Annotated in this window: 15 protein-coding genes; 9 read left to right on the forward strand and 6 right to left on the reverse strand. The window is 38.4% G+C overall.

Annotation, left to right across the window (positions count from 1 at the left end; genetic code table 11):
- Window positions 1–74: 74 nt before the first annotated feature.
- Both LX69_RS03235 and LX69_RS03240 read left to right on the forward strand, forming a co-directional pair.
- The gene (locus tag LX69_RS03235; protein ID WP_111444385.1) at window positions 75–866 is read left to right on the forward strand and encodes a UDP-2,3-diacylglucosamine diphosphatase; all 792 of its coding nucleotides are present in this window, start codon (window positions 75–77) and stop codon (window positions 864–866) included.
- A gap of 14 nt (window positions 867–880) precedes the next feature.
- Complete coding sequence (locus tag LX69_RS03240) at window positions 881–1969, forward strand: 3-oxoacyl-ACP synthase III family protein (protein WP_111444386.1); 1089 nt, start codon at window positions 881–883, stop codon at window positions 1967–1969.
- A 145-nt stretch (window positions 1970–2114) separates the two neighbouring features.
- Here the strand turns inward: LX69_RS03240 and LX69_RS03245 are convergent, their stop codons facing one another.
- Window positions 2115–2945: a hypothetical protein gene (locus LX69_RS03245; RefSeq protein ID WP_111444387.1), complete on the reverse strand. Its 831-nt coding sequence runs from the start codon at window positions 2943–2945 to the stop codon at window positions 2115–2117.
- Window positions 2946–3424: 479 nt separating this feature from the next.
- On the opposite strand from LX69_RS03245, the gene LX69_RS03250 reads away from it, so the two are divergent.
- A complete protein-coding gene (locus LX69_RS03250; RefSeq protein ID WP_111444388.1) occupies window positions 3425–4201 on the forward strand; it encodes a carboxypeptidase-like regulatory domain-containing protein in 777 nt (258 codons plus the stop codon).
- Between the two features lie 8 nt (window positions 4202–4209).
- Here the strand turns inward: LX69_RS03250 and LX69_RS03255 are convergent, their stop codons facing one another.
- On the reverse strand, window positions 4210–5274 hold the full coding sequence (locus LX69_RS03255) for an acyloxyacyl hydrolase (protein ID WP_111444389.1): 1065 nt from the start codon (window positions 5272–5274) through the stop codon (window positions 4210–4212).
- A gap of 112 nt (window positions 5275–5386) precedes the next feature.
- The gene (hemW, locus tag LX69_RS03260; protein WP_111444390.1) at window positions 5387–6514 is read right to left on the reverse strand and encodes a radical SAM family heme chaperone HemW; all 1128 of its coding nucleotides are present in this window, start codon (window positions 6512–6514) and stop codon (window positions 5387–5389) included.
- A gap of 106 nt (window positions 6515–6620) precedes the next feature.
- Here hemW and LX69_RS03265 point away from each other — a divergent pair, with 106 nt between their 5' ends.
- Window positions 6621–7028 (forward strand): VanZ family protein, encoded by a 408-nt coding sequence (locus LX69_RS03265; protein ID WP_111444391.1) that lies wholly within the window; start codon window positions 6621–6623, stop codon window positions 7026–7028.
- On the opposite strand, the gene LX69_RS03270 is transcribed toward LX69_RS03265, so the two are convergent.
- The 3 genes from LX69_RS03270 to rpiB are packed head-to-tail and all read right to left on the reverse strand — an operon-like array spanning window position 7018 to window position 9341.
- The gene (locus tag LX69_RS03270; RefSeq protein ID WP_111444392.1) at window positions 7018–7461 is read right to left on the reverse strand and encodes an RrF2 family transcriptional regulator; all 444 of its coding nucleotides are present in this window, start codon (window positions 7459–7461) and stop codon (window positions 7018–7020) included. The two genes, LX69_RS03265 and LX69_RS03270, sit on opposite strands and share 11 nt — an antisense overlap.
- A 39-nt stretch (window positions 7462–7500) precedes the next feature.
- Window positions 7501–8871 carry a lactate utilization protein B gene (locus LX69_RS03275; protein ID WP_111444393.1) on the reverse strand — a complete coding sequence of 457 codons (1371 nt, stop codon included), beginning with the start codon at window positions 8869–8871 and terminating at the stop codon, window positions 7501–7503.
- Window positions 8872–8903: 32 nt separating this feature from the next.
- Window positions 8904–9341 (reverse strand): ribose 5-phosphate isomerase B, encoded by a 438-nt coding sequence (gene rpiB, locus LX69_RS03280; protein WP_111444394.1) that lies wholly within the window; start codon window positions 9339–9341, stop codon window positions 8904–8906.
- 682 nt (window positions 9342–10023) lie between these two features.
- Between rpiB and nadA the strand changes: the two genes are divergently transcribed.
- The 5 genes from nadA to LX69_RS03305 are packed head-to-tail and all read left to right on the forward strand — an operon-like array spanning window position 10024 to window position 14723.
- Window positions 10024–11016, forward strand: coding sequence for a quinolinate synthase NadA (gene nadA / locus LX69_RS03285; RefSeq protein WP_111444395.1), 993 nt, complete (start codon window positions 10024–10026; stop codon window positions 11014–11016).
- A gap of 51 nt (window positions 11017–11067) precedes the next feature.
- The gene (locus tag LX69_RS03290) at window positions 11068–11457 is read left to right on the forward strand and encodes a response regulator (protein ID WP_111444396.1); all 390 of its coding nucleotides are present in this window, start codon (window positions 11068–11070) and stop codon (window positions 11455–11457) included.
- Window positions 11458–11475: 18 nt separating this feature from the next.
- On the forward strand, window positions 11476–12495 hold the full coding sequence (gene ruvB / locus LX69_RS03295; RefSeq protein ID WP_111444397.1) for a Holliday junction branch migration DNA helicase RuvB: 1020 nt from the start codon (window positions 11476–11478) through the stop codon (window positions 12493–12495).
- A 9-nt stretch (window positions 12496–12504) separates the two neighbouring features.
- A complete protein-coding gene (dut, locus tag LX69_RS03300) occupies window positions 12505–12939 on the forward strand; it encodes a dUTP diphosphatase (protein WP_111444398.1) in 435 nt (144 codons plus the stop codon).
- Between the two features lie 11 nt (window positions 12940–12950).
- Complete coding sequence (locus LX69_RS03305) at window positions 12951–14723, forward strand: tetratricopeptide repeat protein (protein ID WP_111444399.1); 1773 nt, start codon at window positions 12951–12953, stop codon at window positions 14721–14723.
- Window positions 14724–14732 lie beyond the last annotated feature (9 nt).

Below are 14732 nucleotides of genomic sequence, written 5' to 3' on the forward strand. Positions count from 1 at the left end.
CTGTTTTACAAACGATAATGCCGTTTGTTTTTCCCCTTGAATGACGATAAACGGACATCGGGTCAAACGGATTGATGGACATCCTCAAGCAGATAAGCACCAAGAATTTGGATCAGGATAAAAAAATATATTTCGCATCAGATGTCCATTTGGGGGCACCCACCATTCGCAACCCGCGTGAGCATGAAAAAAGGTTTGTGGCATGGCTCGATGCCGTTAAAAGCACCGCTTCCGAAATTTATTTGCTGGGCGATGTATTCGACTTTTGGTTTGAATACAAAAGGGTGGTTCCGCGCGGTTACACCCGCCTGATGGGCAAACTGGCCGAGATCACCGACTGTGGCATTCCCGTACACTTTTTCACGGGCAACCACGACATTTGGGTGTTCGATTACCTGCCCTCCGAAACAGGCGTGATCGTTCATCGCGAACCCCTGATGCAACAATGGGGCAACAAAACTTTTTACCTGGCTCACGGCGACGGTTTGGGAGGATACGATAAGAAGTTTAACTTTTTAAAGGCCATATTCACCAACCCCTTTGCCCAATGGATGTTTGGTCACATTCACCCAAATTGGGGCATTGGCTTTGCCACCATGTGGTCGAAACAAAGCCGCGAAAAAAACCTGGTGAAATACGGTTCACAATACCTGGGTGACGACAAAGAATGGTTGGTACTATATGCCAATGAGACTCTGAAAACCACCCCGGTGGACTATTTTGTGTTTGGACATCGTCACATTGCCCTCGACAAAGATTTGGGACAAGGCAGCCGCCTTATTTACCTTGGCGACTGGATCAACCAATGCACCTATGCCATGTGGGACGGCCATGAATTACGACTCGAAAAATTTAAATACCAATAGATTTTAATAAACCAATGAAATCGAAGACACATATTTACGCCGTGGCAACCGGCACCGGATGCTGCATCCCGTCAGTGGTTGTTAAAAACGATCATTTTGTGAACTACCCCTTCATGAACGAAGATGGGACCCGCATTGAAACTCCGGGCGAAGAAATTGTTGAAAAATTCCAGCAAATCACCGACATCCGCGAGCGCCGCTATGCCGAGCCGGGTCAAACCACCTCCGACATGGCCGTGATTGCTGCCCGTCAGGCGCTGGAAGCCGCCAATTTCGACCCCGAGCGTCTCGATTACATCATCATGGCTCACAACCTGGGCGACATTCACGAAGGTTCCAACTATCCCGACATTTTGCCCACGCTGGCCTCGCGCATCAAACAAAAACTGGGCATCAAAAACCACAAAACGGTGTGTTACGACATCACCTTTGGTTGTCCCGGATGGATTCAGGCCGCCATTCAGGCCAATTATTACATCAAATCGGGCGATGCCAAAGCCGTGCTGGTGGTGGGTGGCGACACCCTGAGCCGCTCGGTTGACATACACGACCGCGACACCATGATTTTTGCCGACGGTGCCGGTGCTGCCATCTTTGAAGCTCGCGAAAGCGACGAGCCCGTGGGCATGCTCAAGCACGTGACCCGCACCGATGCATTGGAACAACTCGACATGCTGGCCATGGGTGCCAGCAACAACCCCGAGGACAAAAACCCCTGCTCGTACCTCAAAATGAAGGGTCGACTGGTGTACAACTATGCACTGAGCAACGTGCCCCTGCTGGCCAAAGAGTGCTTGGACATCAACGGCTTGCACCTGCACGACGTGAAAAAAGTGCTCATCCACCAAGCAAATGCCAAAATGGATGAGGCCATCCTCAAACGCCTGTTTAAACTTTACGGCGAAAAAGATATGGACATGAACGTAATGCCCATGACCATCGACACGCTGGGTAACAGCAGTGTGGCCACCGTGCCCACGCTTTTCGACCTCATTGTGCGTGGCAAAATTGACGGTCACTCGCTGCAATCGGGCGACTACGTGATGATGACTTCGGTAGGAGCGGGGATGAACATCAACGCTTTCATGTATAAAATGCCGTAATCAGACATTCAACGCATTTCAAAAAAAAGGGAACCTTGTTTTGGGTTCCCTTTTTCTTTGTTTTAAAAGCCTATGCATAAAAAAACCGGTCATCACCAAGGGCAACGACCGGACAGAAATTATCTACACAAAAACACTCTCTAAATCACTTTTTTGACTTGCTAATTTTTACCGACTCTACAGCACCGTTGGCATAAGTTGATTTTTGTATGTAAACACCTGCAGGCAAAGCCTCGTAGTTACTGCCCGAAGCGACGCCGGTGAGGGTGAAGTACTCGACTGAAACAATATCTAAATTTGAAATTTTCTCTTTCACTGCAGTAGGATTAGTTCCTTCGCCAGGAGCATAACCGGTTTCAACTTCCCAAGCCATCCAATCAATATATCCTTCAGTTAAAGTAGAACCAAAATCACCAAATCTTAAAAATTGGGTTTGATTTGAAGTAGAAGCATTTCCAGTTAAAACTGGAGTAACATTTTCATCAACATACAAACTGAATTCCTTACCATTCTTAATGGTAATTCTATAAATATGCCAATCAGTTACTGAAAAATCTTTTGCAGATGGAAAAGTAGCATCAGCCAAATCAGTATAATTCAAACCAATATACTTAGAAGCACCGTCATTATATAATTTTAAATTTATACGATACACAGTTCCGGATGCGTCTTTTGTATTAATTTCAAATTCAGGACTATTTTTCTTCTCACCAGCCTTCAATTTGAACATCCATGTAGCATTCACAGGCTGAGTGATTTTGAGTTTATAAGACAATTTATCATCATCGCCTGTGGATGTTTCCATTAAAACACCATCAGTTACAGAATATTGAGCATAGACAGTGCCTTTATCACCGAGTCCCCATACAGGAAATGCATTTTCTGGTAATACAGAACAATCATATAATGTCCAATTTTGGGCATTCACTGCCCCCATCATAGCCACAGCGGCCACTAAAGCGTACAATTTTTTCATAGTTATAAAATTTAAATGATTAAAAAAGAACTATGGTAAAAGTAGGGAAGGGTTGTTTTAACAAGGGTTAACAAAATGGCTGTAAAAGGGGGTGAAATTATCGGGATAAAACCAATGAAAAATCACTTAAGCTCTGATTTAATGATAATTAATACAAATAATAGTTCGTCAAGCGAAAAAATAACAAGAAACAAAAACGAACATCTTTAAACCAATTCATCAACATTGATGAGGCTTCCAACCTAAAAAAAAAGACGAATGATAAGGCAGCTATTTCAATGACAACGGAAAAAAGAGATACACACAAAACTCAAAAAATATCAATTAACAACAGTCAGTACTAAACCAACCGTAAAAAAAGCTCAACCATAGACGTCATCACACCGATTACAATTCTGAATAATAGTTAATTACACATCCACACAGTGCAACGTAACGCTAAAAATCATACTTTTAAAATCGCTTAAAACAAAGATTATATGAACCGCATATTCATCGCAGGCGCCACACTGATGGCAACACTATTGGCAGCATCATTTACAAATGAGTGTAAGGCTCAGTACCAGCTGATAAAAGGGAAAGTGGTAGCGAACGAATCACCGGTGGAATTTGCCTACATCATCAACAAAAGGACGCAAACAGCTACAGAGACCCAAGAGGAGGGGCTGTTTAAAATGGAAACCAACCTGGGCGACACGCTGCATTTTCGTTGTCTGGGATACAAGGACACCACCTTTGTGGTGGATGCCCAAACAGCGGCTATGATGGTTCCCATTTTTGACGTACAACAACAAAGCTATGTACTGGGCGAGGTAGAGGTACGATGGTTTTATTCATACGCTGCCTTTAAACATGCGTTTAAAAATCTCAAATTGGACGACAAAAACAAATCGTTTAAGTACGACATTCCCATCAATAAAAGCGAGCTGATGGCAGCTTCAAAATTGAATTCGGGCACGTCGGGCATTACCTTTACGCCGGGCGGAAAATACCTCACGCAGGAACAAAAGAAAGCCAACGCCATTAAGGATTATGAGAATAAGATGGAACGATACAACCGGTTGGTTTCGCACGACAACATACAATCGTTTACAGGGCTGACCGGAAAATCTCTCGACAGCTTTATCGTGTACCTACGCTCACGAAAAAAAATCAACCCCGATTGGGACGATTACAACATCATGCTTTGCGTGAAGGCTGCTTACGAAAACTATTTGGCCATGAACGAGAGCGACATCAAAGACACCATTCAATAACATCAGCATTACCACGAATAACCAAAACGCAGTCCCACATAATCGGCCACGTTGGCTTGCGCTTTTAAATTAAAGCCCACAACCCAACGTTGAAAAAAATGATATTGAAGAGCATAAAGCTGCATCATCCGATGATAGGCATCACCGGCCATCACAAATGAATAACCAATTTCTTGGCTAAAGATAAAATCGCCCAACATAAAAACATGCCCCAAAAGCGGGGAGAAGAGAAATCCCTGAGGCGTCGCAACAGGGTTTTCAAATTCAAAGAGTCCACCGGCCGACCATCCATTTATACGCGTCCACTGATGAATGTATCGGGAATGAAAATAGAGGATAAATTGAGTATTTTCGATACCGGTACCCGACACATCCTTAGACCCTATGCCTGCCACCGTTTCAATCCAATGCCGCCGCATGCCGGGATCGACACGTAACATTTGTGAATGCTCTCGTGGTGGCACCCGATACCGATCCAGTGCATATTCAACCCCAAAAGATAAAACCGGGTAATTGACTCCATAATTAGGTTGTTTGATTCCCCCATTCGAAAAATGACTCAAATAACCACTCCCTTTCAACGACCACTTGTACGACAATGGAACATACACATTGAGTCCAACAGACAAAGGAAATGAAACAGGGAGACTATAAGCCAGATTTTGCGGATGATCTTCAGCATCGTAAGGATCGGTTAAAAGGATTATTCCAATACCCCCTTTTAAAGAACACATAAAACGATTGGACGCGAACAAAAAGGGTTCAAAATAAAACATTCCGGATAATCCATATCCCAACACATCGCTGTTAAAATCCCAAACCGTAAAAGAGAAGCCACTACGCGGATAACAACCGTAAGTTTGCTTCGCAGAGGAATGAAAATAATGGCGTCCAAAATCGATTTCTAAACCGAGGGGATAAGCTCCCAATAAATTATTGACATGGCGTGAATGGATTTGAACTTTACCATAAGCGGGCATCACTGACACATAGCGGTTATAATCAGCCACACGCTGCTGTGCTACAATGGGTACCAACACAAATAAAAGAATATGAAGCAATGATTTTTTCATCTCCCTACAGATAGAAACACTATCAAATTACTATCAAAAGGGGGAGAGGGGGTAATTTTTCGACCCTACAAAGTGGGCATTTTAAACATGACCACCATTCTTTCATCAAAATTCACTCGACAAAAAACAAATCTTCAATCACCTTATCGGTAATAAAACGGTGTTCAGATGAAATTCGACACCAACCATTATCAAGAATCAACACACCGGTATCGAAGTATTTTTTAGATTGAAGAATAAAATAATCAGAAAAATACACAGACATAGCCAGGATATCTTGCATCAAAAAACCTTTAACGGTTCGCAAACCAAGCATGATCCTTTCATTATAACAATCACGATCAGTCAATTTTTCTTCAGCATAAAAAGATTCACTGCCATTCAAACACTGAATATACGCATCAACATCCGACACATTCCAAAACCGGCTCCCTTGATAAAATGAATGAGCCGAGGGTCCGAATCCAATATAATCGCCACCTTCCCAGTAAAGCGTATTGTGACGAGAATAAAAACCGCGTTTTGCAAAAGCCGAAACTTCGTATTGTTCAAAACCGTATTGTTGCAAAATATCAACCATTAACCGATATTGCTGCAAACTCTCATCTTCATCAATCTCTTTTAAATCGCCACACTGAAGGCGACGATAAAATTCGGTTCCACTTTCATAAGTTAAATGATATGCAGACAAATGAACAATGGGCAATTGAACCACACAAAGTAATGTCGATTTCCACATATCAAGCGACAAACTGGGTAAACCATATATCAAATCAACACTAATATTGTGATATCCATTTTCAACAGCGCGATTCACAGCATCCACCGACTGTTGAAACAAATGACGTCGATTCATCAGCTTCAACAAATCATCAGATTGTGTTTGCAAACCAAAACTAATACGGTTTACAGGAGTCTGTTTTAACGACAAAACAAAATCATCCGTAAAATCATCAGGATTAATTTCAATCGTCACTTCAACAGATCGATTAAAATCAACACATCCTCGAAATAAATCAAACAACAAAATCAACTCATCACCCGACAAAACACTTGGTGTACCACCCCCCACATAAAAAGTATCAAACACACGCGACTGAAACAACTCCTGTTTCAATGCAATTTCTTTCTTTAAGGCATTTAGAAAATCATTTTTAAGACGCAAATTTGTACTCTTATAAAAATCGCAGTAAAAACACTTGCGTTTACAAAAAGGAACATGAACATAAACACCCGCCATACCCAGTAAAATCAAAGTGTTTCACGTGAAACACTACTTTAAAAAACTCAATTAAATAGGTTTATCAACAAGTTATAAACAAATACACACTCTTTTATCAACAGATATGATGAAATTTTTTAGTTTTTATAAAAAAACCATCATTTTAATCATCCTGATTACCATGGTGAGCTTAATGAATTTTAAAAATATCGAACCCGACAAAATTCCAAATATTCCACACCTCGATAAGGTCGTTCATTTTGGCATGTACCTTACCCTTACTTTCACATTTATGTGGGAAAACTACTGCCGACATCAATATCATTTTATCTTATCACGATTCATCATCATCATCATCGCGGTGGTGGCTATGGGAGTAATGATTGAATGGCTACAAGCCAACTTTACCGTTTCGCGCAGTGGGAGTGTGGGTGATGCCATGGCCAATTCGGCAGGATTAATGATGGGTATGATTTTATTCAGAATCACCAAAACCAATCATTACATCAAATCAAAAATTTTCAAAGCTTAAAAAAGTCCAACTTGCCATCCATTTTGGACACAATGTTTCCAATAGTCTCATTTTTAAATAAATCCAATAATTTGGCACGTATTTCACTAAACTGATCATGAACCGGGCAACGCAACGAATCCTCTTCGTTAGATTTGCAGGGCTGCATCCCAATTAAACAGTTTTCAAATAAATCGCGACCATCAATAATTGTAACAATATCGTACAACGAAATATCATTTACAGGTCGTGCAAATCCAAAACCACCATGGGGTCCTTTGGTCGAAGTCAATAATTTATGCTTAGCAAGCGATTGCAATATTTTACCTAAAAATGGGGTGGGGATGTCCAACTCTTTAGAGATTTCCTTAATCCCAATTTTCTTCTCATCTCCTTTATTTATAGCTAAATAAATAATGGCTCGAATGGCATATTTGCAGGTATTTGAAAGCATAAAATAATGATTTGATAAAACAAAAATAGTAATTAAAAATTACCTCTTATTATTCCACTGCACACTAAAAGATTTGGCAGCAAACTTTGGAAACTTCTTCTGATTGCCAAGCATCTTACTCATGGTTAATCCACTTACCATTGTTTTAAGATTTCCATTCATATTGAATAAAGCCCTTCTTTTCATAACCAAAGTAGCCATATTAAACATGATAGTTTCGCCAACAGGTGCACACCCTGACTCAACGCTCTTACGACGATTTTCGAGCAACAAATCGGGTATAGGAATCTGAACCGGACATACTTCAGCACATTTACCACACAATGAACTGGCAAAACTCAAATGCTTAAATGCCTGCATTCCTTTAAAATGTGGGGTAATTAAACTCCCTATAGGTCCGCTGTATGTAGCACCATAAGTGTAACCGCCAACATTTTTGTAAACGGGACAAGCATTTAAACAAGCTCCACAACGAATGCACGATAAAGCTTCGTACAAATGATGATCAGCATATAAATTCGTACGCCCGTTATCCATCAAAATGACAATCATTTTTTCAGGACCATCAGATTCGCACGGTTTACGCGGTGACGAAAAAATGGAATTATACACTGTCATTTGTTGCCCGGTACCCAGAGCCGATAACAGTGGCCACATTAACCCCAAATATTTAGCCGATGGGATCACCTTTTCGATAGCGGCAATCACAACATGAATGCGGGGCAAAGAAGCCGTTAAAAGGGCATTTCCTTCGTTTTCGGTGAGGCAGACAGAGCCAGTATCGGCCACTAAAAAATTAGCGCCTGTAACGCCCATTTCTGACGTCACAAACTTTTGACGCAAAAAATTTCTCACCCAAGCTGTTAACTCTTGAGGTGTACTTCCCGATGGGGTTTTAAATTTTTGATGAAACAATGCATCAATGTCTTCCTTAGACTTGTGCATGGCCGGCGTCACAATATGATAGGGTTTTTCGCCGGCAACTTGCACAATAAATTCTCCCAAGTCAGTTTCGAGTGGTTCAACGTTCATCGACTCAAAAAAATGGTTCAACTCCACTTCTTCGGTGGTCATCGATTTACTTTTTACCACACACTTAACCTGTTCACGACGAGCGACTTCTCCAATTATCTTTAGAACATCAGCATCGGTTTGAGCCCAATGAACTTCAGCTCCGTTTCTAACCAGATTGTTTTCAAGTTCTTCGAGCAATTCAGGTAAGCGATTCAACACACGACGCTTCAAAAAAGCAGCTCTTTGCTTAGCCAAAGGTTGATGCGAGTATCTTTCACGACCCTTTTCAACGGCCAAATCATACTTGCCAATATTGAATTTAATTTTCCTACGATGCTCTAAATCAAAAGCTACTCGCTGTGCATCGTTAAGAAACTGATGTGATTGTTTACTCATCTACCTGATTGATTAGTGTGATAACCTAATGATTACTTTTTAACAGGTATTTTATCAATACGCGTTTGATGGCGACCCCCTTCAAAACCGGTATTCATAAAAGCATCAACAATATCAAAAGCTTCCTGTTCAGAAATGAAACGAGCTGGTAAACTGCAAATGTTAGCATTGTTATGCGAACGTGCTAACGAAGAAATCTCACTATTCCAGCATAAAGCAGCACGAATACCCTGATGTTTATTGACAGTCATGTTAATGCCATTTCCGCTGCCACATACAGATATACCAAAATCGCAATCCCCCTTTTCAACCGAATCGGCCATGGGATGTGCATAATCTGCATAATCGCAACTCTCTGCAGAATTGGTTCCAAAATCAATAAAAGTATAGCCTTTCGCTGTTAACAGCACTTTAATTTTTTCTTTTAAGTCAAATCCTGCATGATCACTCGCAAGAGCTATTGTTTTCATATTCTGATGTTTATAAATTGTAAAATGCTTTTATCACCAATTTTAACACATTGGGCAAAGATACGCTCTAAATCAGATATCAATGTATCTTTAAGTACTTTTTTCCGTTGAACAATCAACTGTTTCCTTAGTTATTCACAATTGTAATATGAAAAGAGCCCTGTGATTATAAAAGTGAAAAAATACTTCTTGCCCCATTCATACGAATATCCCTTGATTAAATATATTAAAGTAATGATATTTTGATGTTTACAACGTTATCAACACCCAAATCGATTGTTGAGAAAATTGTGAATATCAGTGTTAATAATTGGTTCATTGAAAATGAAAAATCATGAAAACTTTATTTGGGCAATTAAAAAAGTTGAATACACCATTTGAGTTATCAAACCACCAAAAGGATTAGCCCTTTTTTCGTAGCATTCTTTCAACACCCCAAAAGGGTTGTTTCAACAAGCTTGCTTCATTTATTTATTAAATTTGTGCGCTATTAACCGATTGTGAATAGCAAACCTAAATACTATAATATCAGTACCATTACATAGAAAAGGGTTGTTGATAACCCCCTAAAAGGGTTGTTACTTTAATGGATTATTGAGATGACAACATGCTTTGTCATTTTTTTACCAACAGTTTCAACACCCTTTATTCTTATTCTTTTATATTTTTTAAATATCTTAATATGAATAATAATAGTTGGTTAAAAGCCGGATATGTAAATGAACCTGTTTCTAAGGATCTGAATCTGGTTGATGAAATCGCACGCTTAAAAAGAGAAAAGAATGCCGTAATCATGGCTCATTATTATCAAACCAACGAAATACAAGATATTGCTGATTTTATAGGTGACAGTTTGGCTTTGGCGCAACAGGCTGCCAAAACATCTGCTGATATCATTTTGCTTGCAGGTGTTCATTTTATGGGCGAAACAGCTAAAATCATATCTCCGTCAAAGAAGGTGCTCGTTCCCGACTTAAATGCCGGTTGTAGCCTTGCTGACAGCTGTCCTCGCGATATGTTTGAAACATTTTTAAAGAAGCACCCCGATCACATCGTTGTAACCTATGTCAATACTTCTGCTGAAATTAAAGCATTGTCTGACGTTGTTGTTACTTCAACAAATGCCAAAGCCATTGTTGATAGTTTGCCAAAAGATGCAAAAATCATTTTCGGACCCGATCGTAACCTGGGCAATTATATTAATAGTGTAACAGGACGCGACATGTTGTTATGGGATGGAGCTTGTCATGTGCATGAGAAATTTTCGTTAGAAGGCATATTGCAATTAAAGAAAGAATTTCCTCAAGCTCAAATTATTGCTCATCCCGAATGTAAAAAACCTTTGTTACTTGTGTCTGATTTTGTGGGTAGTACAGCTGCATTGTTGAAATATGTGTCTCAATCAGATGTACAAACTTTTATTGTCGCTACCGAATCCGGTATTTTGCATCAAATGCAATTAGCTCAGCCTCATAAAACTTTTATTCCAGCACCACCTGTCGATTCTACTTGTGGATGCAATGATTGTGAATTTATGAAATTAAATACCTTATCAAAGATTTACAATACCTTAAAATTTGAATGGCCTACGATTGAGCTTGAGGAGTCTTTGCGTTTAAAAGCTTTGGGTTCAATTGAAAAAATGTTGGCTATTTCAAACAAACTTGGTTTATAAATATTTCTTCAGTATTTTCACAGACATTTATTTTTGAAACCTCTATTTTTAATGATCAATTTAGCATCAAAGCTTCATATTTTGTTGGTTGAGGATAATATTCTTAATCAAAAATTGATTTTCTTATACCTTGCAAAGGTAGGTTTTGAAATTGATGTGGCTAATAATGGCTTAGAGGCTTTCGAGAAAATTCAATCACGAACTTATGATTTAGTGCTGATGGATTTAATGATGCCTGTGATGGATGGTCTTGATGCTACTCTTAAAATTAGTGAGTATGAAAAGACTGTTTTCAAATATACTAAGATCATTGGCTTAACAGCAAATACTTTTGATGCTGACCGTGAAAAATGCCTGATGCACGGGATGGATGAGTATATGGCAAAACCTTTTGATATGGAAGAGTTTAACCGTATTTTAACGAAACTCCAAATTATTTGATTTACTTATAATTCCATCATGGATTTCGACATACGGAAAAACAATTCTACTGATGCTGAATTTGAACGCAGTTTGAGACCTTTATCTTTTGATGATTTTAAGGGTCAACCCAAAGTTGTTCAAAATCTTGAAGTTTTCGTTAAAGCTGCTTCTCTCCGGGGTGATTCTCTTGATCATGTGCTTTTACATGGACCTCCCGGATTAGGAAAAACAACTTTAAGTCAAATTATTGCTAATGAATTAGGCGTAGGCCTCAAAATCACCAGTGGTCCTGTATTGGATAAACCTGGTGATTTGGCAGGTATTTTAACAAGCCTTGAGGAAAAGGATGTTCTTTTCATAGATGAAATTCATCGTTTGTCCCCTGTTGTTGAAGAGTATCTTTATTCGGCGATGGAAGATTATCGAATTGATATTGTTATTGATAAAGGACCTGGTGCGAGAAGTATTCAATTGAATTTGAGTCCCTTTACATTAATAGGTGCAACTACTCGTAGTGGTTTATTAACAAGTCCATTGCGTGCACGTTTTGGTATTAATTGTCATTTAGAATATTACGATTGTTCTATTATCGAATCTATTATCAATAGATCTGCTAATTTGTTAAAAGTGGGCATTGATGCCAATGCTTCACATGAAATTGCCAGGAGAAGTCGCGGCACACCAAGGATTGCCAATGCCTTGCTGCGTCGGGTACGCGACTTTGCCCAAGTTAAAGGGACTGGCCATATTGATGTAGAAATTGCTCTTTATTCATTAGATGCTTTATCTATAGATAGATATGGATTAGATGAAATGGATCACAAAATATTGTTAACTCTCATTGATAAGTTTCAAGGAGGCCCTGTTGGTGTCTCTACCATTGCAACTGCAATTGGTGAAGATGCCGGTACCATTGAAGAAGTATATGAACCTTTTTTGATTAAAGAAGGTTTTATTAAGCGTACCTCACGTGGTAGGGTTTCAACTTTGTTAGCATATCAGCATTTTGGTAAACAAGCCAGCTATTCTCAAGCTGATTTATTTTCAAATAGTTAGTTCTTTATTATGACTATTCAAATTATTAATAAAAGTCATCATTCTTTACCTTCGTATAGTACCTTTCATTCTGCAGGTATGGATATAAGGGCTTTTTTAAATGCTCCTGTGGTTTTAAAACCTTTACAAAGAGTTTTGATTCCTACAGGTTTATATATGCAATTGCCCGAAGGATTCGAAGCTCAAATTCGTCCACGTAGTGGTTTAGCCTTTAAGCATGGTATCACTGTTTTGAATTCTCCTGGCACAATTGATGCTGATTATCGTGGTGAAATTGGAATTATTTTGATTAATTTGTCAAATGAGGATTTTACCATTCATGATGGCGAAAGAATCTGTCAAATGATTGTTGCGCCCTATACACGTGTTGACTGGACAAATGTTGAGGTTTTATCTGATACAGAGCGTGGTATAGGTGGGTTTGGTCATACAGGCAAACATTAATTTTTATCCCTATGCGTTTATTCTTTCTTGGCTTTACTTTATTACTTATTCTTTTTGGATGTAAATCTAATCGCAGTTTTTCTATTCATTCTTATCCCCCAGTTCCTAAGGTAGATTTAACTGAAGAGAATGCACGAAAATTCGATTATTTCTTTTATGAAGCCAATAAAGAAAAATTTCTTGGTAATTATGAAAAGTCGGTTACTTATTATGCAGAATGTTTGAGAATTGATTCTACTTCAAGTGTTTGCTTGTATGAATTAGCCAATATTTATTCGGGTATAAACCAATATGGAAAAGCTGCTGAATTGATGCAAAAGGCTGTTCACTTTAATCCTTTGAACGAATGGTATCAGTTGGCTTTGGCAGATTTGTTCCATCGAACAGAAAAGATATCTGAAGCGATTAAAATTTATGAACATCTTGTAAAAATTAAGCCGCAAAGTGAAGAATATCTTTACACTTTGTCACAGTTGTACGCTCAGTCTAACCAATTTACTTTGGCTTTAAAAACTTTAGATCGTTTAGAGTCTGAAATTGGCTTTAACGAGACCATTATCATGGAAAAGATGAAAATTTATATTCATCTAAATAATGAAAAATTGTCTTATGCTGAAGTTGAAAAACTCATCAAAAAATATCCTGGTCAGGTTATATATTTGGGTTATTTAGCTGATTTGTATTCTTATTTTAAGAAATATGATAAAGCAATAACCACTTATACTAAGATGCTTTCCATGGATCCCACTTATGAATCAGTCTATTTTTCTATGGCAAGTATTTATTATCAACGTAATGATACTTTGCTTTTTAAAACTAATTACTCTAAGGCTATTAATTCAAAACATGTAGCATTGGAGCAAAAAATTCAAAAACTGATTCCTTTTTTAATCTCTGATAATCCTGAATCTTCTTCATTTAATGATAATGAATTAGAACAGTTTTTTCAGCAACTTCTTATTTTGCATCCCTTTGATTCTCAAGGATACATACTTTATGGTAATTTTTTGCGAAATAGAGGAAAATCAGATTTAGCGTTAGTAAAATTTCAAACCGCAATAGAGTTAGAACCTACTAATGAACAGTTGTGGCAGGATATTTTGTTTTTACAGGCTGAATTGCGTTTATTCACTGATATGCTCCTTACCGGAAATAATGCTTTGTCGTATTTTCCTTCCAATGGGGTGATTACTTTGCTTTATAGTTCCGCGTTAATGCAATGTAATAAGGCAAATGAGGCTGTTTCTGTCATAAATGCGATAATTGATACAATCACTAATAATCCCCCTCTTAAAGGGCAGTTATATGCATTATTAGGAGACGCTGCCTATAAAGCTGGGCTTTCTGATACTGCCTTTGTAGCTTACGATGAAGCTTTAAAAATTAACGATCGAAATTTGGGTGTGCTAAACAATTATAGCTATTATTTATCGCTCGATAATCGTGATCTCGATAAAGCTGAAAAAATGAGCAGTCGTACCATTGAACTAGAACCAGGTAATAGCACATTTTTAGATACTTATGCATGGATTCTATTCAAAAAAGGTCGTTACTTAGAAGCTAAATTTATAATTGAACGAGCTATTGATAATGGGGGAGATACTAATTTTGAAATTGTTGAACATTATGGTGATATTTTATATTTTAATGGAGATGTTCAAAATGCAATTATTCAATGGGAAAAGGCTCATATCCTTATGCAAAGTCACACAGATGAATCCATAGATTCCAAAAGACTTCATACCATTCAGCAAAAGATTCTCAATAGGCGCTTTATTGATTAATTTTTATTC

The sequence above is a fragment of the Breznakibacter xylanolyticus genome, assembly GCF_003254275.1.
In the GTDB taxonomy this organism is placed as follows: Bacteria; Bacteroidota; Bacteroidia; order Bacteroidales; family Marinilabiliaceae; genus Breznakibacter; species Breznakibacter xylanolyticus.